The sequence below is a fragment of the Parafrigoribacterium soli genome (assembly GCF_040227235.1).
Lineage (GTDB): Bacteria > Actinomycetota > Actinomycetes > Actinomycetales > Microbacteriaceae > Parafrigoribacterium_A > Parafrigoribacterium_A soli.
Genome location: NZ_JBELNZ010000001.1, coordinates 40,864 through 65,191 on the forward strand (window position 1 = coordinate 40,864; position 24,328 = coordinate 65,191).

25 protein-coding genes, 1 tRNA gene and 1 riboswitch are annotated in these 24,328 nt (G+C 68.0%); of the genes, 12 read left to right on the forward strand and 14 right to left on the reverse strand.

Annotated elements, in window-relative coordinates; all coding sequences use genetic code 11:
* Nucleotides 1–10: 10 nt before the first annotated feature.
* Nucleotides 11–598, forward strand: a complete 588-nt coding sequence (locus ABUA37_RS00195) for a GNAT family N-acetyltransferase (protein WP_349897088.1) — start codon at nucleotides 11–13, stop codon at nucleotides 596–598.
* 122 nt (nucleotides 599–720) lie between these two features.
* Here ABUA37_RS00195 and ABUA37_RS00200 read toward each other — a convergent pair whose 3' ends face one another.
* Both ABUA37_RS00200 and ABUA37_RS00205 read right to left on the reverse strand, forming a co-directional pair.
* Nucleotides 721–3,237: a DEAD/DEAH box helicase gene (locus ABUA37_RS00200; protein ID WP_349897089.1), complete on the reverse strand. Its 2,517-nt coding sequence runs from the start codon at nucleotides 3,235–3,237 to the stop codon at nucleotides 721–723.
* On the reverse strand, nucleotides 3,230–4,186 hold the full coding sequence (locus ABUA37_RS00205; RefSeq protein WP_349897090.1) for a nucleoside hydrolase: 957 nt from the start codon (nucleotides 4,184–4,186) through the stop codon (nucleotides 3,230–3,232). Before ABUA37_RS00205 ends, ABUA37_RS00200 begins: the two co-directional genes overlap by 8 nt.
* On the opposite strand from ABUA37_RS00205, the gene ABUA37_RS00210 reads away from it, so the two are divergent.
* Nucleotides 4,185–5,690: an SDR family NAD(P)-dependent oxidoreductase gene (locus ABUA37_RS00210; protein ID WP_349897091.1), complete on the forward strand. Its 1,506-nt coding sequence runs from the start codon at nucleotides 4,185–4,187 to the stop codon at nucleotides 5,688–5,690. The two genes, ABUA37_RS00205 and ABUA37_RS00210, sit on opposite strands and share 2 nt — an antisense overlap.
* Before the next feature lie 25 nt (nucleotides 5,691–5,715).
* Nucleotides 5,716–6,501, forward strand: a complete 786-nt coding sequence (locus tag ABUA37_RS00215; RefSeq protein ID WP_349897092.1) for a class I SAM-dependent methyltransferase — start codon at nucleotides 5,716–5,718, stop codon at nucleotides 6,499–6,501.
* Between the two features lie 17 nt (nucleotides 6,502–6,518).
* Here ABUA37_RS00215 and ABUA37_RS00220 read toward each other — a convergent pair whose 3' ends face one another.
* Complete coding sequence (locus ABUA37_RS00220; protein WP_349897093.1) at nucleotides 6,519–8,834, reverse strand: LLM class flavin-dependent oxidoreductase; 2,316 nt, start codon at nucleotides 8,832–8,834, stop codon at nucleotides 6,519–6,521.
* Nucleotides 8,835–8,908: 74 nt separating this feature from the next.
* On the opposite strand from ABUA37_RS00220, the gene ABUA37_RS00225 reads away from it, so the two are divergent.
* The 3 genes from ABUA37_RS00225 to ABUA37_RS00235 are packed head-to-tail and all read left to right on the forward strand — an operon-like array spanning nucleotide 8,909 to nucleotide 11,107.
* Nucleotides 8,909–9,394 (forward strand): MarR family winged helix-turn-helix transcriptional regulator, encoded by a 486-nt coding sequence (locus tag ABUA37_RS00225; RefSeq protein WP_349897094.1) that lies wholly within the window; start codon nucleotides 8,909–8,911, stop codon nucleotides 9,392–9,394.
* A 12-nt stretch (nucleotides 9,395–9,406) separates the two neighbouring features.
* A complete protein-coding gene (locus ABUA37_RS00230) occupies nucleotides 9,407–9,901 on the forward strand; it encodes a cation:proton antiporter regulatory subunit (RefSeq protein WP_349897095.1) in 495 nt (164 codons plus the stop codon).
* Nucleotides 9,902–9,913: 12 nt separating this feature from the next.
* The gene (locus tag ABUA37_RS00235) at nucleotides 9,914–11,107 is read left to right on the forward strand and encodes a cation:proton antiporter (protein ID WP_349897096.1); all 1,194 of its coding nucleotides are present in this window, start codon (nucleotides 9,914–9,916) and stop codon (nucleotides 11,105–11,107) included.
* Here ABUA37_RS00235 and ABUA37_RS00240 read toward each other — a convergent pair.
* Nucleotides 11,097–12,131, reverse strand: a complete 1,035-nt coding sequence (locus ABUA37_RS00240; protein ID WP_349897097.1) for an EamA family transporter — start codon at nucleotides 12,129–12,131, stop codon at nucleotides 11,097–11,099. The genes ABUA37_RS00235 and ABUA37_RS00240 overlap by 11 nt on opposite strands.
* Before the next feature lie 32 nt (nucleotides 12,132–12,163).
* On the opposite strand from ABUA37_RS00240, the gene ABUA37_RS00245 reads away from it, so the two are divergent.
* The 5 genes from ABUA37_RS00245 to ABUA37_RS00265 all read left to right on the forward strand — a co-directional run bounded on the left by ABUA37_RS00245 (nucleotide 12,164) and on the right by ABUA37_RS00265 (nucleotide 15,802).
* Entirely contained in the window at nucleotides 12,164–12,712 is a 549-nt protein-coding gene (locus ABUA37_RS00245; RefSeq protein WP_349897098.1) for a CGNR zinc finger domain-containing protein, read from the forward strand.
* Between the two features lie 39 nt (nucleotides 12,713–12,751).
* Nucleotides 12,752–12,843: riboswitch (TPP riboswitch) on the forward strand.
* A complete protein-coding gene (gene thiM / locus ABUA37_RS00250; protein ID WP_407075335.1) occupies nucleotides 12,834–13,649 on the forward strand; it encodes a hydroxyethylthiazole kinase in 816 nt (271 codons plus the stop codon). Its footprint overlaps the riboswitch before it by 10 nt.
* A 10-nt stretch (nucleotides 13,650–13,659) precedes the next feature.
* Complete coding sequence (gene thiE / locus ABUA37_RS00255; protein ID WP_349897100.1) at nucleotides 13,660–14,331, forward strand: thiamine phosphate synthase; 672 nt, start codon at nucleotides 13,660–13,662, stop codon at nucleotides 14,329–14,331.
* Nucleotides 14,328–15,158, forward strand: coding sequence for a bifunctional hydroxymethylpyrimidine kinase/phosphomethylpyrimidine kinase (thiD, locus tag ABUA37_RS00260; protein ID WP_349897101.1), 831 nt, complete (start codon nucleotides 14,328–14,330; stop codon nucleotides 15,156–15,158). Before thiE ends, thiD begins: the two co-directional genes overlap by 4 nt.
* On the forward strand, nucleotides 15,155–15,802 hold the full coding sequence (locus ABUA37_RS00265; protein WP_349897102.1) for a TenA family protein: 648 nt from the start codon (nucleotides 15,155–15,157) through the stop codon (nucleotides 15,800–15,802). The genes thiD and ABUA37_RS00265 overlap by 4 nt, the downstream gene beginning before the upstream one ends.
* A gap of 62 nt (nucleotides 15,803–15,864) precedes the next feature.
* Here the strand turns inward: ABUA37_RS00265 and ABUA37_RS00270 are convergent, their stop codons facing one another.
* Nucleotides 15,865–16,476, reverse strand: coding sequence for a hypothetical protein (locus ABUA37_RS00270; RefSeq protein ID WP_349897103.1), 612 nt, complete (start codon nucleotides 16,474–16,476; stop codon nucleotides 15,865–15,867).
* Nucleotides 16,473–17,027 carry an RNA polymerase sigma factor gene (locus ABUA37_RS00275; RefSeq protein WP_349897104.1) on the reverse strand — a complete coding sequence of 185 codons (555 nt, stop codon included), beginning with the start codon at nucleotides 17,025–17,027 and terminating at the stop codon, nucleotides 16,473–16,475. Before ABUA37_RS00275 ends, ABUA37_RS00270 begins: the two co-directional genes overlap by 4 nt.
* A gap of 239 nt (nucleotides 17,028–17,266) precedes the next feature.
* Between ABUA37_RS00275 and ABUA37_RS00280 the strand changes: the two genes are divergently transcribed.
* Complete coding sequence (locus tag ABUA37_RS00280; RefSeq protein WP_349897105.1) at nucleotides 17,267–17,596, forward strand: hypothetical protein; 330 nt, start codon at nucleotides 17,267–17,269, stop codon at nucleotides 17,594–17,596.
* 379 nt (nucleotides 17,597–17,975) lie between these two features.
* On the opposite strand, the gene ABUA37_RS00285 is transcribed toward ABUA37_RS00280, so the two are convergent.
* The 8 genes from ABUA37_RS00285 to ABUA37_RS00320 form a co-directional block, all read right to left on the reverse strand.
* Nucleotides 17,976–18,052, reverse strand: a tRNA-Ala gene (locus tag ABUA37_RS00285).
* A 91-nt stretch (nucleotides 18,053–18,143) separates the two neighbouring features.
* On the reverse strand, nucleotides 18,144–18,677 hold the full coding sequence (locus ABUA37_RS00290) for a GNAT family N-acetyltransferase (RefSeq protein WP_349897106.1): 534 nt from the start codon (nucleotides 18,675–18,677) through the stop codon (nucleotides 18,144–18,146).
* On the reverse strand, nucleotides 18,664–19,653 hold the full coding sequence (locus ABUA37_RS00295) for a hypothetical protein (RefSeq protein WP_349897107.1): 990 nt from the start codon (nucleotides 19,651–19,653) through the stop codon (nucleotides 18,664–18,666). Before ABUA37_RS00295 ends, ABUA37_RS00290 begins: the two co-directional genes overlap by 14 nt.
* Nucleotides 19,654–19,669: 16 nt before the next feature.
* Nucleotides 19,670–20,047, reverse strand: a complete 378-nt coding sequence (gene rsfS, locus ABUA37_RS00300; RefSeq protein ID WP_349897108.1) for a ribosome silencing factor — start codon at nucleotides 20,045–20,047, stop codon at nucleotides 19,670–19,672.
* Between the two features lie 47 nt (nucleotides 20,048–20,094).
* Nucleotides 20,095–22,194: a hypothetical protein gene (locus ABUA37_RS00305; RefSeq protein ID WP_349897109.1), complete on the reverse strand. Its 2,100-nt coding sequence runs from the start codon at nucleotides 22,192–22,194 to the stop codon at nucleotides 20,095–20,097.
* Nucleotides 22,191–22,793 (reverse strand): nicotinate-nucleotide adenylyltransferase, encoded by a 603-nt coding sequence (gene nadD / locus ABUA37_RS00310; RefSeq protein WP_349897110.1) that lies wholly within the window; start codon nucleotides 22,791–22,793, stop codon nucleotides 22,191–22,193. Before nadD ends, ABUA37_RS00305 begins: the two co-directional genes overlap by 4 nt.
* 9 nt (nucleotides 22,794–22,802) lie before the next feature.
* Nucleotides 22,803–22,982, reverse strand: a complete 180-nt coding sequence (locus ABUA37_RS00315) for a hypothetical protein (RefSeq protein ID WP_349897111.1) — start codon at nucleotides 22,980–22,982, stop codon at nucleotides 22,803–22,805.
* A 69-nt stretch (nucleotides 22,983–23,051) separates the two neighbouring features.
* Nucleotides 23,052–24,320 carry a glutamate-5-semialdehyde dehydrogenase gene (locus ABUA37_RS00320; protein WP_349897112.1) on the reverse strand — a complete coding sequence of 423 codons (1,269 nt, stop codon included), beginning with the start codon at nucleotides 24,318–24,320 and terminating at the stop codon, nucleotides 23,052–23,054.
* Between the last annotated feature and the right edge of the window lie 8 nt (nucleotides 24,321–24,328).

The following is a 24,328-nucleotide window of genomic DNA, read 5'->3' on the forward strand; positions in this document are numbered from 1 at the left end:
CAGTCGTGACATGGATTTCGGTACCGTTCCCACACTCGTCGGCAAGAAGGTCACCCTCGAGCCACTAGCGGCGGGGCACGCGACGGAGTTGAGCGGTGCCGCGCAGGGACTCGGCCAGCTCTGGTACACACACATCCCCACCCCGCAGGGCCTGCCCGCCGAGATCGAACGCAGACTCGCCCTGCGCGAGGCGGGAAGCATGCTGCCGTTCACCATTCGCCGCAACGACACCGGTGAGGCCATCGGCATGACGACCTTCATGAACCTGGATGCCGTCAACCGGCGCCTGGAGATCGGCTCGACCTGGCTCACCCCGAGCGCGCAGCGCACCGGCATCAATACCGAGGCGAAGCTGTTACTTCTCCGCCACGCCTTCGAGGCGCTCGACTGCATCGCCGTGGAATTTCGCACCCACTGGCACAACCGCCAGTCCCGCAGGGCCATCGCCGAGCTCGGGGCCAAACAGGACGGCGTTCTGCGCAGCCACTCGATCGGAACGGACGGCACGCTGCGCGACACCGTCGTGTTCTCGATCATCGCCAGCGAGTGGCCGGCCGTGCGCCTCGGCCTGCAGGAGAGGCTTGCCGCCCACGATTAACCGCCAACCGCAGCCGGAGCGGCGAGGGGATTCATCCAGCCGGTCCCTGAGCTTGTCGAAGGGCCCGCTTCGACAAGTTCAGTGAACGAACTCAACGCTTCGACGGGCTCAGCGAACGACGATCAGAGGCGATTGACCGCGGTGAGCCGCAGCACCGCAACCCCGGCATCATTCGACTCCGCCAGGTCCACTGTCGCGCTGATGCCCCAGTCGTGGTCGCCCGCGGGGTCGGCGAAAATCTGCCGCACCGTCCACACGGCGGCGCCCTCATCGAGGATGAGCATCCCGGAACTGCGGGCATCCGCGTCGGTGCCGAGACTGTCGTATTCGGCGAAGTACGGGTCCATGGCGTCTGCCCAGACCTCCGCTGTGAAGCCGGATGCCTCATCCAGCTCGCCTAGTTCCTCGTATTTTTCGAGAGCAGCCAGTTGCACTCGCCGGAATAGTTCGTTGCGCACCAGGGTGCGGAACGCCCGCTGGTTCGTGGTGACCCCGTGCGGCGCGTGCGGCAGGACGGGTGCCGCTGCTGCTTCGAGAACGGCCGCGGGGTTCGTGAGTTCCTCCCACTCGTCGAGCAGGCTCGAGTCGACCTGGCGCACGAGCTCGCCCAGCCATTCGATCAGGTCGAGCAGTTCCTCGGTCTTCGCCTCGTCCGGGATGGTCTGCCGCGCCGCACGATAGGCGTCTGAGAGGTAGCGAAGCACGAGACCCTCGGAGCGGTTCAGTTTGTAGAAGCCGATGTAGTCGTTGAAGGTCATCGCGCGCTCGTACATGTCGCGCACGACCGACTTGGGGCTGAGTTCGAAGTCGCCGACCCACGGCTGCGAGGCGCGATAGGTGGAGAAGGCCGCGTCGAGCAGCTCCTCGAGGGGCTTCGGATGCGTCACCTGCTCGAGCAGCTCCATGCGCTGGTCATACTCGATGCCCTCGGCCTTCATCGCGGCGACCGCCTCGCCGCGCGCCAGGAACTGCTGCGCGGAGAGCACGGGCCTCGGGTCGTCGAGCGTCGCCTCGAGCACGGAGATGATGTCGAGGGCGTAGGACGGTGACGCCTCGGCTCCGTCAGCCGGCTGGATGAGGTCGAACACCGCGAGCGCGAACGGCGACAGCGGCTGGTTGAGCGCGAAGTTCGGCTGCAGGTCGACCGTGAGGAAGATCTGGCCGTCCGCGGATTGCTGCACGATCTCCGCCGTGCGCAGCGTTCGATAGATCGCAAGAGCCTGCCGCGCCAGTTCGAGCTGGCGCGGCCGCGACTCGTGGTTGTTCTCGATGAGCTCCCTCGCCTCGGCAAAGGCGTCGCCGCCGCGGCCGATGATGTTGAGCAGCATCGAGTGCGTCATCCGCATGCTGGAGGAGAGCTTCTCGGGCTCCGCAGCCACGAGGCGATTGAAGCTCGGCTCGCCCCAGGAGATGAAGCCGTCCGGGGCGCGCTTCTTCACGATCCGCTTGATCTTCTTCGGATCGTCACCGGCCTTGGCGAGCAGCCGCGCGTTCTCGGTCTCGTGCTCCGGCGCCTGCACCACCACGGTGCCCGCGGTGTCGAAGCCCGCACGTCCGGCGCGGCCCGCGACCTGGTGGAACTCGCGCGCGCTCAACTGGCGCATCTTCGTGCCGTCGAACTTGGTGAGTGCGGTGAGCAACACTGTGCGGATGGGCACGTTGATTCCCACGCCGAGAGTGTCGGTTCCGCAGATGACCCGCAGCAGTCCGCGCTGAGCGAGTTGCTCGACGAGCCGCCGATACTTCGGCAGCATGCCCGCGTGGTGCACTCCGATGCCGGCGCGCAACAGTCTCGAGAGCGTGCGTCCGAATCCCGTCGTGAACCGGAATCCACCGATCTGCGCCGCGATTTCGTCGCGTTGTTCGCGCGTGGCGACGTTCACGCTGGTGAGCGCCTGCGCCCGTTCGAGGGCGGCGAGCTGGGAGAAGTGCACGATGTAGATCGGCGCCTGGCCGGTCTTCAGCAGGTCCTCCACGGTCTCGTGCACCGGCGTCGTGGCGTAGTAGTAGTGCAGCGGAACCGGCCGGTCGACCCCCACGATGACGGAGGTGTGGTGCCCGTTGCGCTCGCTCAGGTCATTGGCCAGCCAGTCCACGTCACCGAGGGTCGCCGACATCAGGATGAACTGCACCCGCGGCAGCGTCAGCAGCGGCACCTGCCAGGCCCAGCCCCGATCCGGGTCGGCGTAGAAGTGGAACTCGTCCATCACCACCTGGTCGACCGCCGCATCGGCACCGTGGCGCAGGGCGAGGTTCGCGAGGATCTCGGCGGTGCAGCAGATGATCGGTGCGTCCGCGTTGACGCTCGAATCGCCCGTGACCATGCCGACGTTCTCGGCGCCGAACACCTCGACAAGAGCGAAGAACTTCTCCGAGACGAGGGCCTTGATCGGCGCGGTGTAGAAGCTGCGCTTGCCCGCGGCGAGGGCGGCGAAGTGCGCACCCACCGCCACGAGCGACTTTCCGGTTCCCGTCGGCGTGCTCAGGATGACGTTGTCGCCCGAGACGATCTCGATGAGCGCTTCGTCCTGGGCCGGATACAGGCTGATACCCTGCCCGCTGGTCCAGTCCACGAAGGCGGCGTAGACGGCATCCGGGTCGTCGGCGTTCGGCACCCGATCAAGCAGAGAATCAACCATGCGGATGCGCGGCCGCGACGAGCCCGTAGACGCCCTCCACATAGTTCCAGAACCCGTCCACGTCGAGGGCGTACGGGACGAGGGCGTTCGGCGTCGGCGAGTCGAAATCGACCACGGTCATGCCGTCGGTGAAGGTGCCCGCGGTCTCGACATCCACCCTCGCGGGGCGCGAGGTGAACAGCTCGGGCCTCGCGACGTAGGCAACGGCGCACACGTCGTGCACGGCCTGGCCCTGCCAGTCGGGGTCGTTCGGGTCGGTCCAGAAGGTCGACAGCGGCACGATGAGTTTGGTGCCCAGCGGGCCGAGTGCGGTCATCCGCTCGATAACTTGGGCGTTCGCGATGGCCTGCAGTGTGAGGTCGAGCCCCACCATCACCACCTGCCAGCCGGCGTTGAAAACGATGCTCGCCGCCTCCGGATCGGCGTAGATGTTGAACTCGGCGGCCGGCGTCGCGTTGCCCCGGGTGAACGAGCCACCCATGATGACGAAAGACTTTACGAGCGAGGCGATCCCCGGGTCGCGACGCAGCGCGAGCGCGATGTTCGTGAGCGGTCCGGTGGCGACGAGATCGATCGTGCCCGGCGCCGCGCGAATCGTGTCGATGATGAAGTCGACGGCGCGAGTGTCGCTGAGCGGCAGGGTCGCCGCGGGGAGCACCACGCTGCCGAGGCCACGTTCGCCGTGCACCTGGGCGGCATCCCTGGCCTCGCGCACGGTCGATGCCGTCTCCGGCACGATCGGCGCAGATGCGCCGGCCGAGATCGGCACGCTCGTGAAGCCGAGGTATTCCCGCAGTTCGAGGGCGTTGCGACTCGTGTGCTCGAGCGTGACGTTGCCGCCCACCGTGGTCACGCCGACGAGCTCGATGTCGGGGTCGCCGTGGGCGAGGAGCAGAGCGAGCGCGTCGTCAAGCCCGGGGTCGCAGTCGAGCAGAATCTTCGAGGCCATGGGTCAACCGTGCCACATCGTAGAATCTTGTGTGCCCTCCGACCATCCCATCGACCCAGCCGAACTCGAAGTGACCCTTCGGGTACTCGCGGCGATGGACGGCATCGACGAGGAGCATCCCGACTTCGTGACCGTGCGCCAGGCCACGGCGCGCATGTTCAAGTCGGTCAAAAAGACCCGGCGCCTCCAGAAGCGGGCCGAGATCGCGGATGCCGACCGTGCGGTCGTCGCGGCCACCGCCACCGGCGCGGCCGACCGCATCGACGACGAGACCCGCGGCATTCCGCTCGCGATCACCGTCGCGGCCCCGACCGCGGGAACGCTGCAGAAGCCTCGCCCCTGCTACATCTGCAAGCAGCCCTACACGCAGGTCGACTCGTTCTATCACCAGCTCTGCCCGGACTGCGCCGCGATGAGCCACGCCAAGCGCGACGCGCGCACCGACCTCAGCGGCAAGCGCGCCCTCCTCACCGGCGGCCGCGCCAAGATCGGCATGTACATCGCCCTGCGCCTGCTGCGCGACGGCGCCCACACCACGATCACGACGCGGTTTCCCCGGGATGCCGTGCGCCGCTTCTCCTCGCTGCCCGATGCCCACGAATGGTTGCATCGCCTTCGCGTGGTGGGCATCGACCTGCGGGACCCGGCGCAGGTGATCGGCCTCTGCGACGCGATGATCGAGGCCGGCCCGCTCGACATCCTCATCAACAACGCCGCGCAGACCGTGCGACGCTCCCCCGGCGCTTACGCTCCGCTCTCGGAGGGTGAGTCGCAGCCGCTCCCCGACGGGCCGCTGCCGGAGCTGCTCACCTTCGGCCACACGAACGACGCGCACCCGCAGGCGCTCGCGGCCTCGATCGCGACTCATCCGCTTCTGTCGCAGCAGGTGCTCTCGCAGGCGGGCGGCCGCACCGCGGACGAACTCACGGCCCTCGCGATGGCGGCCGGTTCGTCCTCGCTGGATCGGCTCGCGGCGGGCACAGCGATCGACGCCGGCGGCCTCGTTCCCGACCACCACGACGCCAACAGCTGGACCCAGCACGTGCAGGAGGTCGACCCGCTCGAGATGCTCGAGGTGCAGCTCGCGAACGTAACGGCACCATTCCTGCTCGTGAGCCGCCTGCGGCCGGCGATGGCGGCATCCGAGGCCCGTCGCACCTACATCGTGAACGTCTCGGCGATGGAGGGGCAGTTCGGGCGCGGCTACAAGGGACCTGGCCACCCGCACACGAACATGGCCAAGGCCGCTCTCAACATGCTCACCCGCACGAGCGCGAAGGAAATGCTCGAAACAGACGGCATCCTCATGACGAGTGTCGACACCGGCTGGATCACGGATGAGCGCCCGCACCCCACCAAGGTGCGCCTCGCCGAGGAGGGTTTCCATGCGCCGCTCGACCTCGTGGATGGCGCGGCGCGCGTCTACGATCCGATCGTGCGCGGCGAGGCCGGCGAAGACCTCTACGGTGTCTTTCTGAAGGACTACAAGCCCGCAGCCTGGTAGCGACAGATCTCCTAGACTTTCGGTCATGACCACACAGTCCCGAAAGCCCGACGGAAGCGCGGGCGACGCGGACTACGGCACGATCGGAACCGATTACTCGCGATACCGCCGGCCGGATGCGCGCATCGCCGCCCAGATCAACGCCGCCCTCGGCGACGCCACGACCGTCTTGAACGTCGGGGCCGGAGCCGGATCCTACGAACCGCTGGATCGCGAGGTCACCGCCGTCGAGCCGAGCGAATCGATGCGAGCCCAGCGACCCGCGCACCTCGCGACAGCGATCGACGCGAGCGCTGAAGCACTGCCCTTCGCAGACGACAGCTTCGACGCCGCCATGGCGACCTTCACCGTGCACCAGTGGCAGAATCTCGAGGCCGGGCTGCGCGAGCTGCGGCGCGTCACCAGGGGTCCGGTCGTCATCCTCAGCTGCGACCCCGCCGAGCTGACCCGATTCTGGCTCGTGGACTACGCGCCCGAAGTCTTACAGACCGAATCGCGCCGCTATCCGGCGCCGGCCGACATCGCGCGGATGCTCGGCGGCACGGTCGAGGTGCGCGTGCTGCCCGTGCCCCTCGACTGCACCGACGGATTTGGAGAGGCATATTACGGTCGGCCCGAAGCACTGCTCGACCCGGGTGCGCGCCTCGCCAACTCGGCCTGGAGCTTCGTCGGCCCGGAGGTGGAGCGGCGCTTCGACCGCGAGCTCCGGCGCGACCTCGACTCTGGCGCGTGGGATGTCCGCTACGGCGCGCTGCGCACCCAGCCAGAGTTCGAGGGTTCGCTGCGCCTCATCGTCGGGCTTCCCGGCTGACACTCAACGCAGCGCACTCAGGACGCTGTGAGCTCCTCTGCCATGAGTTCCTCCGCTGTGATGTCCTCGGCCGGGGCGACGTTGAAATTGTCGCGGAACAGGTTGCCCGGGTCGTACTGCAGCTTCGCCCGGCGAAGTCGCGCGAGCGTCGCAGGCGGGAACGCCTCGTCGATTCGCTCCGGGCTCAGGTCGGACTCGAAGCTCAGATAGAGGCCGGTGAAGTGCGGCTTCAGCGTCTCCCACACCGCGTTCAGTCGCTCCCTGCTCGGCCCGAGCGCAATGACCGAGAAGTTTGCTGACCGCCCGGCGTAGGCCGTGGCATCCGGCTCGATGTCCTGAACGGCGCCGCCGACGGAGCGGATCTGGAAGAAGTAGCTCGTACCGCGCTCCAGCATCTCCGCGATTCCCCGGGCGAACTCGGGCGTGATGTGCTCGACGAGGGCCGAGCGCGAGACCGGCTCGCCCCGCCCGTCGTGGCTGCCATCCTGAGCGTTGTCGAGGATGGCGCTGTAGGGGGTCAGACTCACGGACTGGTCGAGAAGCGGCGCAACCTCGGCGAAGGGCTGAAGCATCTCGATGATCGTGTCCGGCTCGCTCGAGTCGACCACGACCATCACCTGGGCAACGGTCTGCTGGCCCCGGCGAGACGCGCCCATGATCAGGAAGCTCGTGACCTCGCGCGGCGCGGCCTCGACCGTAGCGCCCCAGCGCTCGAGGAATCCCGCGGTGTCTGACGCATCGAACACGAGCTGGGCGAAACCGACCTCGCCCACTTCGTCGACCTCGAATTCGAAGGCGGTCACGATTCCGACGTTCGCTCCCGCGCCACGCACCGCCCAGAACAGTTCGGGATTCTCGTTCGCGTCCGCCCGCACGATGGAACCGTCCGCGAGCACCAGTTCAGCGGCTCGCACGTGGTCGATCGTGAGCCCGTGCTCGCGCACCAGGTACCCCACCCCACCCGCTGTCGCGAGGCCGCCGACCCCGACCCCGCCGTAGTCGCCCGAACTCAGCGCCCAGCCGCGGGGAGCGAGCGCGTGTGCGACATCCTTCCACCGCGCACCCGGTTCGATTCGCACTCTCCTGGTCGCCTCATCGAGCACCTCTATCGCCTTCATCGGTGACAGGTCGATGATGATGCCACCGTCGTTCGTCGATCGACCGCTGATGCCGTGTCCGCCGCTGCGCACGCCGAGCGGAACGTCGCGGTTTGCCCGCGCGAACGCCACCGCGTCGACGACCTCAGCCGCGGTGTGCACCTGGAGCACGAGACCGGGGGCACCGCCGCGCATGTAGGTCGAGCGCACCCGCGAGTAGCTCGCGTCGCCCGGCTCGATCGCGCTTCCGGCAATGGACTCGGGGATGCCGTCATAGTCGATGCCGTCCCGTCGCTTGCCGAGAGCGATCGCATTGCGCACGATGCCATCGGACTGCGGCACGCCATGCGAGACCTTCTCTCGCTCGACGGCCGCACGAAGGGCGGGCGCGACCTCCTCAGCAAAGCGCTCCAGGGTGCCGGGATCATCGGCGGCCACGATGAAGGTGCCGACGCCATCGTCCATGACCATCGGCAACAGCTCCTCCACCCACTGCTCGCTCGGCCCCTGCAGGAGTCCGCCGCGGACGGGCGAGAACTGCCCGCCGATGTTGAGCAGGCGGCGGATCTCGCGCGGATCGCGGCCCGCGCCGACGGCCGCCTCATCGATGGTGGCGTTCGAGGTCGCGAGGTCCCCGGGCTTCATATACCCGAGAGATGGCAGCCAGCCGTCGGCCTTGCGGCCGATCAGCCGCAGCATCCTGGGTTTGTACGCGCCGAGCCAGATCGGAATGGTGTGGGCGGGTGCCGGGCCCCGTTTCGCGCCGGCAAGGCCGTAGTAGTCACCGTCGATGCGAAGAGACGAGCGCTCGCCAGCATCCCAGATGCCACGAATGACGTCGATGGCCTCGCTCAGTGCGTCCACCGACTGTCCAGGAGTGAGGCGCCGTCCGCCCATGGCTTCGATCGCGTCCCAGAATCCGCCAGCGCCGAGGGCGAGGCTCATGCGGCCGCCGGAGAGCAGATCGAGGCTTGCCGCAGCGCGAGCCGTGACGGCGGGAGGTCGAAGTGGGAGGTTGAGAACGTTTGGGGAGAGGTGCACGCGCTCGGTGCGGGCCGCGACCCAGCTGAGCAGCGTCCACGTGTCGAGGAAGGCCGGCTGGTACGGATGGTCCTGGAACGTGACGAGGTCATAACCGAGCTGTTCGCTGAGCACGGCGAGCGACACCGCCGTCTGCGGAGGGTTGTTCGCCGGAGTGATGAACGTTCCGAACTGAAGCTCGTGCCCGTAGTACATGATTGGTCTCTTCCGTTTGTTGATGCATCAACCACCTTAGCGCGTTTTGTTGATACATCAACTAGAATGGGAACATGTCCGACTCAGGCCTTACCCAGCGGCAGGCATCCTCATGGGCGAGCTATCAGCGCATGCGAACGCGCCTCAGCGGCAGGCTTGGACGCGAACTCGTGCGAGAGACGGGGCTGTCCGAGGCGGACTACGAAATCCTCACGGCGATTATCGAATCGCCGGAGGGCTCGGTTCGCTCGCTCGCCCTGCGCTGTGGACTCGAGTGGGAGAAGAGTCGACTGTCGCACCAGCTGCGACGGATGACCGAACGCGGGCTCGTCGTGCGCGATGAGTGTGCAGAGGACAACCGCGGCTTCGTCGTCCGCGCCTCCGAGGCCGGCCGGGCAGCCGCGGAGGCCGCTCGACAGCACCACGAGGCGGCGGTGCGGCGCTACGTTGCCGACGCACTCAGCCCGGAGCAGTTCGAACTCCTCGGCGAGATCGCCGACGCCGTGCTTCGCGAGATCGACGACGACGAGCCGCAGGAGCAGTCGCTCGGGCCGCACTGATACCCTCGCCCCATGGGAGTCCGAGTTCAGCGAGTAGACCTGCCCGGCATCGGCATGCGCCACGATGTGCTCACCGCCGGAGGACGCAAGATCAGCGTGGTGTCGCACCGCTCTGGCGAGCGAGACCTGGCCATCTTCGACCCCGACGATCCCGACTCCAGCAGCGATTCGATCGTGCTCACGGATGACGAGGCGGCGGCGCTCGCCGACGTGCTGGGGGCATCCCTCATGCTCGGCCAGCTCGCAGGACTCGGCGACCAGACCGCCGGGGTCTTCACGGAGCAGATCTCGCTGCCCGCGGACTCCGCGTACGTAGGGCGCCCGATGGGCGACACCAAGGCGCGCACCAAGACGAGTGCGTCGATCGTGGCGATCGTGCGCGGTTCGCACGTCGTCCCCTCTCCCACGCCCGATGTTCGCTTCGAGCACGGGGACATCATCGTCGCCGTGGGAACTCGCAGTGGACTCGACGCACTCAGCACGCTCATCGCTCGCGGCCCAAGCTAACCCTGGATCGCCATGCATGACACGACTGTGCTGCTCATCGAAGTAGGCGCGCTCCTCCTCGGCCTGAGCATTCTCGGTCGCGTCGCCATCCGCATCGGAGTGTCCCCGATCCCGCTGTACCTCCTCGCGGGCCTCATCTTCGGCCAGGGCGGATTCCTCCCGCTCGACACGAGCGAGGAGTTCTTCAAGATCGGCTCGGAGATCGGCGTCATCCTGCTGCTCGCCATGCTCGGGCTGGAATACTCCGCGGGTGAGCTCATGACGAGCCTCAAGCAGTCCAAGCTGGCCGGACTGCTCGACGGTCTCTTCAATGCCGTGCCCGGTGCGGTCTTCGCCCTCGTGCTCGGCTGGGGACCCGTCGCCGCGGTGGCGCTCGCGGGCATCACCTGGGTCTCGTCCTCTGGCGTCATCGCCAAGGTGATGCGCGACCTCAAGCGGCTTGGCAACCGCGAGACGCCGGTCATCCTCTCGATTCTCGTGATCGAAGACCTCGCGATGGCGTTCTACCTGCCCGTGCTCTCGGCCCTCGTGATCGGCGCCGGCCTGCTCGCCGGCGCGACGACCGTGGTGATCGCGGTATCGGTCGTCGTCATCATCCTGTACGTGGCGCTTCGCCACGGGCGCTTCGTCGCCAAGCTGTTCTCGGTGCAGCACCCGGAGCCCCTCTTGCTCGGAGTGCTCGGCCTGACCATGCTCGTGGCGGGAGCCGCGGAACAGGTGAGCGTCTCGGCCGCGGTCGGCGCCTTCCTGGTCGGCATCGCGATCTCCGGCCCGGTAGCCGAACAGGCCGCGCGCGTGCTCACCCCACTGCGCGATCTGTTCGCGGCGGTCTTCTTCGTCTTCTTCGGCCTCGCAACCGACCCGAACGACATCCCGCCCGTACTGCTGCCCGCCCTCGGCCTCGCCGTGCTCACAATGACGACGAAGTTCCTGAGCGGGTACCTCGCCGCCCGACGGGCCGGTGTCGGCGCGCCGGGTCGCTGGCGCACGGGCCTCACACTCACCCCGCGCGGCGAGTTCTCCATCGTGATCGCCGGTCTCGCCGTGAGCGCGGGAATCGAGCCCCAGTTGGCACCACTCGCCACCGCTTACGTTCTCATCACGATCGTGGCGGGCCCGCTGCTCGCGCGCATCCCGGACTCGGAGCGCTTCAAGGCGCGCGTGCGCAGGCGCGCTGCGGCGGCCGACCTCGCCGTCAGCCCCTAGTCGAACGCTGAGGCCCCTCCGCCCTGGCGTTCACCGCGACGACCTCGATCGAACCGGTCGACGCCGGCTCGATTGGCGCATCCGTCTTCTCGGAGCGCACGAAACCGATGCCCACGAGGATGAGCGCGCCGCCGAGCAACTGGGCGATGCTGAGCTGCTCGCCCAGCAGGAGCCAGGCGTAGAAGGTCGCCGCGACCACCTCGAGCAGCCCGAAGAACGAGGCGAGGCGGGAGCCGAGCATGGCGCTGGCCGTGATGCTCGTCGCGTACGCGATGGCCGTCGAGATGATGCCGACGACGGCGAGCGGAATCCACCACGGTACGAGATCACCGAAGAGGTGCACCTCACCGAAGGTCGCCGTCAGCGGAAGGAGCCCCGTGAGCCCGACGAGGCCCAGCACGGCACCGCCGATCAGTAGGCCGGATGCCGCGAGGGCGACGGCAGGCAAGCCATCGTTCGGACGCGCCGCCACGAGGTAGTACACCGCGCAGCCCACCATCGCGAGCAGCGCGAAGCCGAGACCGAGCAGGTCGAAGTTACCGCCGCCGCCGGGCGAGACGACGAGCACGAGGCCGACGAGCGCGACCACGGAGCCGACGAGCACGACGGCCTTGGGCGCGCGGCGACTGCGCAGCCAGACCAGCCCGACGAGCAGGAGCGGGGCCAGATACTCGATGAGGATGCCGGTGCCTACGGGGATGCGCTGGATCGCCGCGAAGTACGCGAGTTGCGTTCCCGCGACGCCGATGAGCGCCATCCCGAGCACGCGCCAACGGCCGCGCCACAGGGCCGCCCAGTTGCCCCGCAGCATCACCGCAGCCAGTGGAGCGAGCACGATACCGCCGGTGAGCGCGCGCACCGTCACGGCCGCGGCGGGGCTCCAGCCGGCCTCGAGCAGCGGCTTCACGAAGGCGCCGGACGTACCGAAGGTCGCTGCCGCGACGAGCGCGATCACGAGTCCGAGGGATGTCGACGAGCGTTTCATGGTGTTCCTCAGTGCGAGAGCTGGTGATGCTGCAGCCACGACGTTAGTCTTGTCCCGAGTAAGGAGTCAATTTGCATTTTGCCCCTGACACCGAGGATGCCCTGACCTTCGCGGTCGCGCTGGGCAACACGATCGCCGGCGCCACCAAGAGCGGCCTGGACGAGCTCGACTCCCCGGCCTCGCTGACGGCCCTGCTCACCGAACATCGCTATTCCGGGAGGTTCGATCGGGATGAGGCGGAGTTGCGCGACGTGCTCGAGACGCGGTCGCGCATCCGTCATCTCTGGAGCCTCGACCGGGATGCCGCCGCGCTCGAGGTCAACCGGATGCTGAGCGACGCCCGCGCGCTCCCCCACCTGATGCGCCACGACGGCTTCGACTGGCACCTGCACGCCACGGCCCACGATGCGCCACTCGCCGAACGCATCCGCGTCGAGGTCGCGCTCGCGATGATCGACGTGATCCGCTCCGGCGAGACGGGACGCTTGCGCTCCTGCGCGGCCGGGGACTGCGAGGGCATCCTCATCGACTTCTCACGCAACGGATCGAAGCAGTTCTGCGGCATCCGCTGCGGCAACCGCATGAACATGATCGCGTTCCGGCAGCGAACGCGCGACTAGGCGGCCGTCGCAAGCCCGAGCGCCGCACCGACTACACTGACTCACGACGCGGGGTGCCGGTAACGGCTGAGATCACACCCGTCGAACCTGCTCTAGTTCGTACTAGCGAAGGGACGTCACCATCGTGGCTCCAAATTTTTCCGTTCCCACAGCCGCGTCCGTGGGCGATGGTTTTCGCCTGCTGCGCGAGTCGCAGCCGCTCGTGCAGTGCATCACGAACATTGTCGTGGCCCCATGGACCGCGAACGTGCTGCTGGCGGCGGGCGCAGCACCCGCAATGGTCGACAACCCACACGAGGCGGGTGCATTCGCCGCGATCGCGGGTGCCGTGCTGGTGAACCTCGGTACCCCCTACGATGACACCACTTCCGGGATGGCCGCGGCCGTGGCCTCCGCCGACGTATCCGGCACACCCTGGGTGCTCGACCCGGTTGCGGCAGGTGTCGCCGCATGGCGCACCGACGTGGCTTTCTCGCTGCTTGAGTCCTCGGCCCCGAGGATCATCCGCGGCAACGCGTCCGAGATCCTGGCCCTGGCCGGGGGAACGGGTGGAAAGGGGGTCGAGTCGGTGGATACGCCGGAGGCGGCACTCCAGGCCGCCCGCGCACTCGCGCTGCGGCACGGCACCACGGTGGCCGTCAGCGGCGCGGTCGATCACGTGACCGACGGACACCGGCTCGTGCGCATGGCGAACGGGCACCCCCTGATGACCCGCGTCACGGGCGTGGGCTGTGCGCTCGGTGCGCTGATGGCCGCCTTCGCGGCGGTGCTCGACGACGGAGTCCTGGCGGCGACAGCGGCGACCGCCGTGCTCACCGTCGCAGCGGACGCGGCCGCCGCTGTCGCACCGCGGCCCGGCAGCTTCGCCGTCGCGCTGCTCGACCAACTGGATGCCCTCTCCCCCGAGTCCGTCGCCTCACGCGTGCGGCTCGGCTGAGGAGCGCCCCATGGCCAGGCCTCCTCTGGACCTGTCGCTCTACCTCGTGACGGACACAACCCTGTGCGGAGCCTTCGGCGTGGCCGCGACCGTTGCCGCCGCCGTGCGCGGCGGGGTGACCGCCGTGCAGTTGCGCGACCCACATGCCGAGGATGCGGAACTCGTCGCCCTGGGACGAGCAGTCGTCGCGGCACTGGGCGGCACGCGCGTGCCGCTCCTCGTCAACGACCGGGTGCACCTCGTGCACGCCATCGGAGCGCAGGGCGCACACATCGGTCAGTCCGACCTCGGTGTCGACGAGGCTCGTGCGATTCTCGGCCCCGACTCCTATCTCGGCCTCTCCGCACAGACGGTGGAGCACGTGACGGCCGCCCGGCGGATGCCGTTGGAGAGCCTCGACTACCTGGGCGTCGGTCCCATCTGGGCGCAGACCACGAAGCCGGATGCCGCGGCGCCTGGCGGCCTCGAACGCCTGAATCAGGTGAGCGCGGCGAGTCCGTGGCCGTGCGTGGCGATCGGTGGCATCGACGCGGAGCGAGCAGGTCTCGTGGCGGCAACTGCGGCATCCGGGGTCGCGGTCGTGAGTGCCATCTGTGGTCGGGAGGAATCCGAGTCCGCGGCGAGGGACATCCGCGAGGCCTGGGACAACGCCAGGGCACGCGAGGGCCGGGGGCGATCATGACCGCCACCGTTGCCCTCAGCATCGCCGGCAGCGATCCGTCCGGCGGGGCGGGCATCCAAGCCGACCTGAAGACCTTCAGCGCGCTCGGCGTCTACGGCACCACCGTGCTGACGGCCCTCACGGCGCAGAATACCGTTGGTGTCACCGCCGTTCAGGCCGTACCGGCCGACTTCGTCACGACCCAGCTGGAGACCCTCGTCACCGACGTGACCGTGCACTCGATCAAGATCGGGATGCTCGCGAACGCGCCGATCATCGCTGCCGTCGGTCGATTCCTCGCGCAGCAGCGCTGCGATTTCGTCGTGCTCGACCCTGTGATGGTGGCAACGAGCGGCGACCGCCTGCTTGAGGACGAGGCGGTCGAGGCCATGCGCGCCCTGATGCCCGCCGCATCCGTGATCACGCCCAACCTGCCGGAGGCGGCCGTGCTGCTGGGCGCGCCCGTCGCCACGAGCGTCGCAGAGATGCACGAGCAGGCACACGCTCTGCTCGATCTGGGCGCCCAGCGGGTGCTGCTGAAGGGCGGTCACCTCACGGAGACGGAGCCGGGACCGGCGATGGGCGCCGAGATCGTGGACATCTTTCTCGCTCCAGGGGTCGAGCGGGAGTTGCGCGGACCTCGCGTCCCGACGACGAACACGCACGGCACCGGCTGCACCCTCTCATCGGCACTCGCGGCGCTGCGCCCACAGCGGGAGAGCTGGCTGGTCACCGCGCGAGACGCGAAAACCTGGCTCACCGGGGCACTCGCCGCGGCGGACACACTCGGCGTCGGTTACGGCCACGGCCCCGTGCACCACTTTCACGAGCACTGGAGGAACGAATGACATTCACCGACGAGCTCTGGCACGAGAGCAGCGCCGTGCTCGAGGCGATTGACCGGCTTCCCTTCCTGGTCGGCCTGGAGGACGGCAGGCTGCCGCGAGACCTTTTCAGCTACTACATGGCACAGGATGCCCACTACCTCGCCTCCTACGGTCGGGTACTGGCGAGCGCGGCCGCCCGATCAGAGCTCGCGGACGAGCTGCTGTTCTGGGCGGGCAGCGCGACCACGGCGGTCAGCGCTGAGCGACAGCTGCACGCCGCGTACGTGGCGGACTTCTCCGCGATCCCGGCCTCCCCCACCTGCACCGCGTACACCTCATACCTGTTCTCCCTGGCCGCCGGCGGATGCCATCCGGCCCTCGTTGCGGGGCTGCTGCCCTGCTTCTGGATCTACGAGGACGTGGGCCGGCGGCTCAAGGAACGCGTGGGTGACCTTTCGGCGCATCCGTATGCCGACTGGATCGCCACCTACGGCGACCCGGGCTTCGCGGATGCGACGCGGCAGGCGCGAGGCATCGTTGATCGTGCCGCGGCGGACGCGGGTCCCGCTGACCGGGATCGGATGCGCCAGGCATTCGGAACCGGCGCGCGCTTCGAGTGGATGTTCTGGGACGCGGCATGGCGGCGTGAGGAGTGGCCGGTCTGATCTGAACCGGCGCACGACAATTGTGCCGGACCTGATTGCTCGGGCATGCCCTGGTTGCGGAGCTAGCGCGACGGGGCCGGCTCCGGACTGTGCAGGCCACGCGGCACGCTCGAATGGTCCGAGTGTGGCAGCGGTGTCGGCCGAGGTCGCACGCGCTGGTCGTTCCCGGACTGGCCCTGACCCTGACCCTGACCCCGACCCCGACCCGAGCTTGGTGGTGTCGCGAACGGACCGGATATGGGCGTGGGAATCATCGACGGGGAAGCTCCGCGCTGCTGAGTCCGTGAGGGTTGCGGAGCCAGAGGTTTCGCGGGGCTGGCCGGCGCGGGGTGGCCCCGCGTAATGGAGGTGAACAACCCGGTGATCGCGTCCTGGGCGGCAGTGCGGAATTCCGGGATAGCCGCGGCGGCAGTTCCGACACCGAGTCCCATGGTCGTGACGACGGCGAGCGTCACCACCAGGGCACGTCGAGTGCCTCTGCGACGCGGACGAAGTGGCGCGACGTTCTGGTGCAGCACTGCGGCCAACTCGGCAGACGGGATCGGGACGCCACGACCGGTGATCGACCGCAATTCCAACAGCAGCGGTCGCAGCTCTTCGGCACCTGCCGGGTCTACCTCGGCGAGCAGCTCATCGACCACTTGCTCGTCGGGACGCAGATATCCGATGCTCATCGCGATCTCCAGAGTTCGACTGCGGGGTGTTCTTGTAATACGAGCAGAGCGCGACGTTGCAGCTGCTTGATCGCACCGACCGATTTATTCATGATGCCGGCGACGCGATCCAACGGTAGGTCAGCCACCACCCGCAGCAGCAGCACCTCGCGCTGGTCTTCGTTGAGAAGCGACAGGATTCTCAGAGCGTCCGCGCTTTCGGTCGCCCTCATCGCGGAGTCTTCCGCCGACTCACTCACGCGAGCGTCCGATCCCGGATCGTATTCAACGAGGTCTGGCGTTCGGGTCCGCCGCCGCTGATAGTCGACGTATCGGGCGTGCGCGATGGAGAACAGCAGCGTCCTCACCCCTTCGATCCCTCCGCGAAGGGAATTAATCCGAGGAAACAGTGCCAGGAAGACATCGTGGGTTACTCCTTCCGGATCGTCGATCCCATGCGCAGTCAAGTAGCCGAGTATCGACGGGGAATACTCGCGGTACACCTCGTCGAATGCGAAAGGAACCGGCGTCCCGAGGGACGCCGGACCTTCGGCCGGGGGCGAGTTCACCACGTGATCAGGACTTCCTCCTCGAAGAGCGCTGATCCCTCCGGGCGGGCCGGATTCCGTTTCTCACTGCTGTCGACACGAACGTGTCTCGCCCCCGCATAGATCGACCGTTGTGTTACTGCCGAGCACCCGTCACAGGCGTGTGCGCGACACCCGAGGATACCCGTCCGGGAGCTTGCGGCGTGGCGGTGTGATCCGAATGCCCCTTCACCGTCTGACCTGACGTGGTGGGGGCAGGTGACGTGGTCGATCGATGCGACGCCGAGTTGCCCGGGGCCACGATCGTCGCACAATACGCGGCGATGTCGGCCGAGCCGGATGCTGCAGTGACCAGCGAGGTGTACGCGGTCGAAGTGGCGTCCACTCCACCGTGCGCATACGCAGTGCACAGGCCAACGGCCGCAGGACCGGTCGCGTCGGGACCCACGGGAGCCGCCGTCGGCGTCTCGGTCGGGCTCGGGGTGGACGTGGACGTCGCCTCGGCGCTCGCCTCGGTGCTCACGTCCGTGCTCACGTCGGTGTCAAGAGTCAGCGGCGCCGGTGCGCCAACGAGGTCATGCGCACCTTGCTGAATCGATGGGGGCAGGACGTTGGCGGCAGCCGCGACACCGACACCACCCACTCCGACAACTCCCGCGGCCAACAAACCGACGGCGATCTTGCTACCCACAAACGCGGTAAACAATGACATGTGACATCTCCCAAAATTCAGACAAGACGAACAACGAACAACGCGGATCATCGGCCCGCACCTGAGTAATCGATGCCCGGCCCCAAAAGGTTACGCGGCCGATCACCCTGCCAGACTTCGCTGACCAGGCGCTCGACCACGGCCCCGCACGGCCGCGACCGTCGCTACTGGCGCAACACGATGAAAAAGCCCGACCGATGGTCGGGCTCTCAGTGACATATTTCGCGACTCATCTGAGACTTATGTCCCGACTCATCACATGGTGGATCCAAGGGGATTCGAACCCCTGACCCCCTGCATGCCATGCAGGTGCGCTACCAGGCTGCGCCATGGACCCATGCCGTCCAGTGAACCGGACAGCTTGACAAGATTACTACACAACCGGAGGGGGCTTGAACCGCGCCGCGCTCCGCACGGCCAGTGCGGGCTCAGCGCCAGTCGACTCGGCCGCTCGGGAAGTCTCGCATCACCAGGTCCATGAGCAGCGCGTCGTTCAGCTCGCCGTTCGGCATCCGCTGGTAGTCGCGGGCGACCCCAACGCGTCGGAATCCCAGGCGCTCGTAGCTCCGGATGGCCGGCTCGTTGTTCGCGTTCGGGTCGAGCGTGAAGCGATGGTGCCCCCGCTCCGCAAGGAAGATGATCGCCGTCGCCAATGCCTCCGCGCCGTATCTCTTGCGGTACCACTCGGCCCCGAGAAAGATGTGCATCGCCGTCGCCCGGTACTCCGGCTCGTTGTTCTCGTAGATGGCGACCATTCCGGCCGGGCGGCCGTCGATCTCGATGACCAGGTGGTCGTCAACATCGATCATCTCCGTGCGCACCCGCTCGGCCGTGTAGCCGCACCACCACTTCGAGACCTCCGGCTCGAGCAGGATCGCCAGGAGCAGCGCAGCATCCGTCGGCACTGGTGGCCTCAACCGCAGACGGTCGCCCTCGATCACCGGGTACTTAATGGTCGCCACTGGATGCTCCCTCTGCCGGGCCTTCGCTCAGCCTCGCACGCAGCCTGCGCATGGCCCCGATCGCCGCGCGCAACTCCTGCAGCTGATGCTGCGCGAGAAATCGCTGGCTGTGCTCCCCCAGGTCGTTCGCGGTCTCGCTCGTGCCCACGGTCTCGACCCTCAGGTCGTGCTCCAGGCCGAGGATCTCGACGGCGCCGGTGCCCTGATATGGAACGTAGATCGGAGTCGTCACGACGAGCACCGATCGCTCGGAGGGCTCCCGAAGGTGGGAAGCCCAGAATCGATAGGTGTCTGGCGTGTTCGCCCTGCGCAGCGCCGCCTCGGATGATGGCGCCGCGACCACGCGCAACGTCACGTCGTCGAGCCCCCAGCGCCAGGAGCGCCAGCCCGCGTTTCCACTGCCCGCGCCGGTGACCTCGGGTTCGCCGAGCGGGCCGAACGCGAGCTGCATGCCCGTCGTCATCGCATCGAATTCGTTGTCGCCGTGCACGCCCAGCACGCGGGCCAGCGAGAGCTCGTCGCCGGCAAAGGGCCGGAAGCCGCCGAGGAACACGATGCTGCGCGCACGCAGGCCCGCGACGAGAAGCTCCCGGGCAAACCGTGGCTTCACGATGCCGGCGCGGATCATGCCGCCGGTCATGAGGATCGTGTCGTATGACTCGCCCGGATCGGGATAGGGGCCAGCGAGACCGAGCGCCGGAGCCGATCGCGCGACGGCTCGCTCCAGTTCGACCGGCAGCGTCACCCGTGTCGCGAGGTTGCGCTCCGCTCCTCGTCTGAAGTCCCAGTGCGCGGCGGCGAACTCGTCCAGCCAGTCGAGCAGCGGCGCGGGGCCGAGGGCGGGCGGCGCACCGCCGGACGCGCGGACCAGGTCGCCGAGCGCCGAACTGGATGCCCACGCGTCGATCGTTGCGCGCGTGCGCTGCGCGTCATCCGCGTTGTTGCGCCACGACGGCAGCTCGAGTCGCGCGGGCACGGACTACCGCGCCGAGCTATTCCGTGGCTTCGCGCACGGGAAGGTCGATCGGGATGACCGGGCAGTCCTTCCAGAGTCGCTCGAGCGAGTAGTACATGCGGTCCTCCTCGTGGAAGACGTGCACGACGAGGTCGCCGAAGTCGAGAAGCACCCATCGGCCCTCCGACCTGCCCTCCCTGCGAAGCGGCTTCGTGCCAGCCTCGATCAGGCGATCCTCGATCTCGCTCGCAATGGCGATCACGTTGCGCTCGTTGCGCCCCGTGGCGAGCAAGAAGATGTCGGCCAGAGGAAGCGGCCCCGAGACGTCGAGTGCGACGAGGTCGTCCGCCTGCTTCGAGTCGGCAGCAACGGCAGCGAGCTGAAGGAGTTCGCGGGCGTGTTCGGTCGCGGTCACAGGGTCCTAACGGGGAGGGAGAGAGTGGAAGAGAAGTCGGTCACGGGTCAGAAGAGGTGGAGAACGAACCCGGCGACGAAGAGCACCACGACGACCGTGGCCAGTCCGGCGGTCGAGACCGCCAACACCATCGGCAGCTTGCTGCTGCGCGGCGGCTTGCCCGTGCCGATCAGCCCGCGGCTCGAGGTGTGGGTGCTCACGGCGCGAATGGCACGCACCGGAGCGGAGTCGACATCGCTGTCTTCGCGATCGCTGGCCTCAAGCAGCGCATCGACGTCAGAGTGGTCGTACTTGGCCGGATGCGCGCCCGTCGTTCCGAAGGAGCGCGGCAGGTCGATCGTGCCGGTCACCATGATTTCGCCCGTCGGGCTGAAGGGGAGCAGGAGATCCTTGGCATTCGGAACGGAGGAGATGACCAGGTGGTTGGCCGTGACGGACCCGCTGGTGACCCCGATGTTGCGAGTGAGGGTGACGCTTTCAGCATCGTCATCGTCTGCCGCGGCCTGCGTCGACCAGTGGCCGGTGGGCACCGCGAAGGGCCGACTTGCGTCGGCGATGGCCTCGGGAGCTTCGCCGCCCGCGGTGGTGCTGTCAGCGGATGCTGCCGACGACGCGGAGGATGCGGAGCTGCTGTCGCTCGCCGCGTTCTCGAGACCGGTGCTCGCGGCGGAGGTCGCCGAAGCGGCGCTCACCGGGCCATCGGCGACGTCGTCCGAGCCGGCCTGCGGAAGGGACCACGGGGCAACGAGCTTGGGCGCACTCAGGTCGGGTGTGGGAACGGGCAGCGCGCTCGGCGCGGGGGTTGCCGCAGTCTCGGCCTCTGCGGCAGGCTGCACCGTGGCCGAACGGAGCGGAGCGGGCGCCTCGGACGGAGCGCGCCCCATGAGGGCGTCGAACTCCGCGAGCGCGCTCGAAAGCTGTCGCGGGGACTGTGGCTCGGGCGCTGCTGGCGACTGCAGCGGCGGCGGAATCTGTGGTGCCTGCTGGGACTGCGCCTCAGGCTGCGCCGGGGTCTCCGGCTCCTGCAGCGCGTGCGCATCGGCCTGGGGGGCGGAGGACTCGCGAAGGGCGCGCAGCTCGCGGCGGGTGAGCGGGCGCCCGCCCTGCGCTTGCTGCGGCTGCCCGGCCGAAGCGTCCTGGGCGGCCGTAGGCTGGGCTGTCACATTCTGGGCTGGCGCATTCTGCGCTGTGACATTCTGGGCTGGCGCATTCTGGGCTGGCGCATTCTGGGCTGTCCCATTCTGGGCGGCAGCGTCGTCGGCCGCCGCAACGGGAGCTGTCTCGGGCGCGGGGACCGACGGTGCAGGAGTCCTCAGCCACGGGAACGCGATACGGGCACCGCGAGCAGGCGCCTCCGGACTTTCCGAATCCTCGGCGGCGCTCGAGTCATCCGCAGCGGCAGAGTCTGCCGCCGCGATCTCAGACTCAGCGACCTCGGGCAAAGCAGCCGCTGGTTCCTCGCTGTGCGCCGAGGCTTCGCTGCCTCCGGCTTCCGCGGGCTCGGTCTGGGCGACGGGCGTGGGACGCTGCTGGGTGTAATAGTCCAGATTGGCAGGCTCGCCCGCTGCGCCCGGCCGACCCCAGTCGGAGGGAGACAGTTCGGACGTGGATGAGAACGCTGAGCGACGGGATTCCGGCCTGAAGTCACGGATGCGGTAGATAGGCCGTTCCTCGGAGCTCGCGGACGGCGCCTCCCCCTCACTCGGCTGCGTGCCGCGCTGAGAGCGACGGCCGCTCGCCAGCGCCGCCTCGGCACGGCTGCGCGGCTGCTGAACGGCGGACGACTCGTCCTCAGAGGCGCGGTGAGGAGCCGGCGCATCCCAACGAGCAAAGGTCTCGATCTGCGGATCTGAGGGTTCTGCGACCTCGAGTCGCACATCCTGGGTGTCTACGGCCCCGTGCGTGCGGAGACCGTGCCTGCCGTCGTGCGAGGGCGGGATCGAAGCGCCGACCGACTGGCCGTCGGCCGTCGCCGGGTTGGCAAATACGGCATCCACGGTGCGCTGGGGCGTCTGCCCGCCGTCGCGGGTGTCTTCGCGCTGCTCCCTGAGTCGCAACTGTCGTCGGCTCTGAGGCTGCTGCCCCTCGCCGTCCGGCTTGTCCTGAGCTGACTCACCATGGAGCGGCTGGTCTTGCCACGCTGTCATGTCTGACTCCGATACAGGTGGTGTTTCGAGATGTACTGAACAACACCGTCGGGAACTAGATACCAGACCGGGAACCCCCGGCCGACCCGGTCGCGACAGTCGGTTGACGAAATCGCAAGCGCGGGCACTTCTAACAAGCTTACGTCTGACTCAGGTAAACCGGAAATAGACAGCGGGTGTCCCGGCCGAGTCACAGCTACGAAGTGCGCGAGTGACCAGAGCTCGGTGACGTCCTTCCAATCCAGGATCTGTGCGATCGCATCCGCGCCCGAGATGAAGAAGAGTTCGGCATCCGGACGCTCCGAGCGCAGATCGCGGAGCGTGTCGATGGTGTACGTAGGCCCCTTGCGGTCGATGTCGACGCGGCTCACGGTGAACTGCGGGTTGGCCGCGGTGGCGATCACGGTCATCAGGTAGCGGTGCTCCGCGGAGGTGGCGCGCTGCTTCTGATAGGGCTGCCCGGTGGGCACGAAGACCACCTCATCGAGGTGAAGCTGCTGAGCGACCTCGCTGGCGGCCACGAGGTGCCCGTTGTGAATGGGGTCGAAGGTGCCGCCCATCACGCCAATGCGGGCGCGACGCACCTCGGTCTCGACCACGGCGACCACCTAGTGGTGGCTGGCCCCGCTGCGCACCCTGTCGCTGTGCCGGTTGGCCACATCGCGGTAGCTCCAGGTGATGAAGCCGAGAGCGATGAACGCCGAAGCGGCAACGATGGGAAAGACCCACGTCGGCGCGACCAGCTGGGTCTCGGTCGCCGCAGCGACCACCGAATTCAGCAACGACATTCCGCTTCTCCGTTCACACGCTCACGCACGTCAACTGTTCAGACGAGCACGTCTAATCTAGCCGCTAATCTAGCCGCGGATCTGTCCCGAGCCGCGCACAACCCACTTGGTGCTCGTCAATTCACCGAGGCCCATCGGACCGCGGGCATGCAGTTTCTGCGTCGAGATGCCCACCTCGGCGCCGAAGCCGAATTCGCCGCCATCGGTGAACCGCGTCGAGGCATTCACCATGACGACCGCCGAATCCACCTCGGCGAGGAACCGCTCCGCGTTCGCGAAGTCATTGGTGATGATCGATTCGGTGTGATGGGTCGAGTAACGCCGGATGTGATCGATCGCTGCGTCCAGGTCGTCGACCACCGCCACCGAGATGTCGAGCGACATGTGCTCGATCGACCAGTCCTCTTCGGTGGTGGGCACGGCATCCGCAAAGATCGCGCGCGCCCGCTCGTCGGCGTGGACGGTCACGCCTGCCTCGCGCAGCCGCTGCAGCACGGGCGGCAGGAGGCGTTGGGCGGATGCCTCGTGCACCAGCAGGGTCTCGAGCGCGTTGCAGACGCTTGGTCGCTGCACCTTCGAATTGTGCACGATGTCCACGGCCGTGTTCGCCTCGGCCGACTCGTCGAGGAAGATGTGCACGACGCCCGCCCCGGTCTCGATCACGGGGACCTTGGACTCGGCGACGACGGTGTTGATCAGGTTGGCGCTCCCCCGCGGGATGAGCACGTCGACGTAGCCTCGGGCCTGCATGAGTTCCCTGGCACCATCGCGACCGAACTCATCGATGGTCTGCACGGCATCCGAGGGCAGTCCCACCGAACCGAGCGCCTCCTGGATGATCCCGACGAGCACACGGTTGGTGTTCTCGGCTGCGCTCCCACCGCGCAGCACGGCGGCGTTGCCGCTCTTCAGGGCGAGGGCGGCGATGTCGATGGTCACGTTGGGCCGCGCCTCGTAGATGACGCCGACGACACCGAAGGGAACGCGCACCTCATTGATGCGCAGGCCGTTCGGCAGGGTCTGTCCGCGTACGGACTCGCCGACCGGGTCGACGAGCGCGATGATCTGGCGCACCGCGTCGGCCAGTCCGGCCAGGCGCGCCTCATCCAGCCGCAGTCTGTCCTGCAGTGCGGCGCTCAACCCGTTGCCGCGGCCGTTGGCGAGGTCGAGCGCGTTGGCGTCGATGATGGCGGTCGCATTGTCGAGGATGCCGGTCGCGATCGCCTCGAGCGCGCTGTTCTTGAGGTCGGTCGTCGCGGTCGCAAGGGGAATGGAGGCGCCGCGGGCGGCCGAAAGTCGCTCCGTGAGGCTCTGTGTGGAGACGAGGGTGTCTGACATGCTCACAG

Bases quoted from the DNA above. Each gene is read 5' to 3' on its own strand.
- ABUA37_RS00195 (WP_349897088.1), top strand. From the start codon at position 11: ATGGATTTCGGTACCGTTCCCACACTCGTCGGCAAGAAGGTCACCCTC.
- ABUA37_RS00200 (WP_349897089.1), bottom strand. From the start codon at position 3,237: ATGGTTGATTCTCTGCTTGATCGGGTGCCGAACGCCGACGACCCGGAT.
- ABUA37_RS00210 (WP_349897091.1), top strand. From the start codon at position 4,185: ATGGGTCAACCGTGCCACATCGTAGAATCTTGTGTGCCCTCCGACCAT.
- ABUA37_RS00205 (WP_349897090.1), bottom strand. From the start codon at position 4,186: ATGGCCTCGAAGATTCTGCTCGACTGCGACCCCGGGCTTGACGACGCG.
- ABUA37_RS00215 (WP_349897092.1), top strand. From the start codon at position 5,716: ATGACCACACAGTCCCGAAAGCCCGACGGAAGCGCGGGCGACGCGGAC.
- ABUA37_RS00220 (WP_349897093.1), bottom strand. From the start codon at position 8,834: ATGTACTACGGGCACGAGCTTCAGTTCGGAACGTTCATCACTCCGGCG.
- ABUA37_RS00225 (WP_349897094.1), top strand. From the start codon at position 8,909: ATGTCCGACTCAGGCCTTACCCAGCGGCAGGCATCCTCATGGGCGAGC.
- ABUA37_RS00230 (WP_349897095.1), top strand. From the start codon at position 9,407: ATGGGAGTCCGAGTTCAGCGAGTAGACCTGCCCGGCATCGGCATGCGC.
- ABUA37_RS00235 (WP_349897096.1), top strand. From the start codon at position 9,914: ATGCATGACACGACTGTGCTGCTCATCGAAGTAGGCGCGCTCCTCCTC.
- thiE (WP_349897100.1), top strand. From the start codon at position 13,660: ATGGCCAGGCCTCCTCTGGACCTGTCGCTCTACCTCGTGACGGACACA.
- thiD (WP_349897101.1), top strand. From the start codon at position 14,328: ATGACCGCCACCGTTGCCCTCAGCATCGCCGGCAGCGATCCGTCCGGC.
- ABUA37_RS00265 (WP_349897102.1), top strand. From the start codon at position 15,155: ATGACATTCACCGACGAGCTCTGGCACGAGAGCAGCGCCGTGCTCGAG.
- ABUA37_RS00270 (WP_349897103.1), bottom strand. From the start codon at position 16,476: ATGAGCATCGGATATCTGCGTCCCGACGAGCAAGTGGTCGATGAGCTG.
- ABUA37_RS00305 (WP_349897109.1), bottom strand. From the start codon at position 22,194: ATGACAGCGTGGCAAGACCAGCCGCTCCATGGTGAGTCAGCTCAGGAC.
- ABUA37_RS00315 (WP_349897111.1), bottom strand. From the start codon at position 22,982: ATGTCGTTGCTGAATTCGGTGGTCGCTGCGGCGACCGAGACCCAGCTG.
- ABUA37_RS00320 (WP_349897112.1), bottom strand. From the start codon at position 24,320: ATGTCAGACACCCTCGTCTCCACACAGAGCCTCACGGAGCGACTTTCG.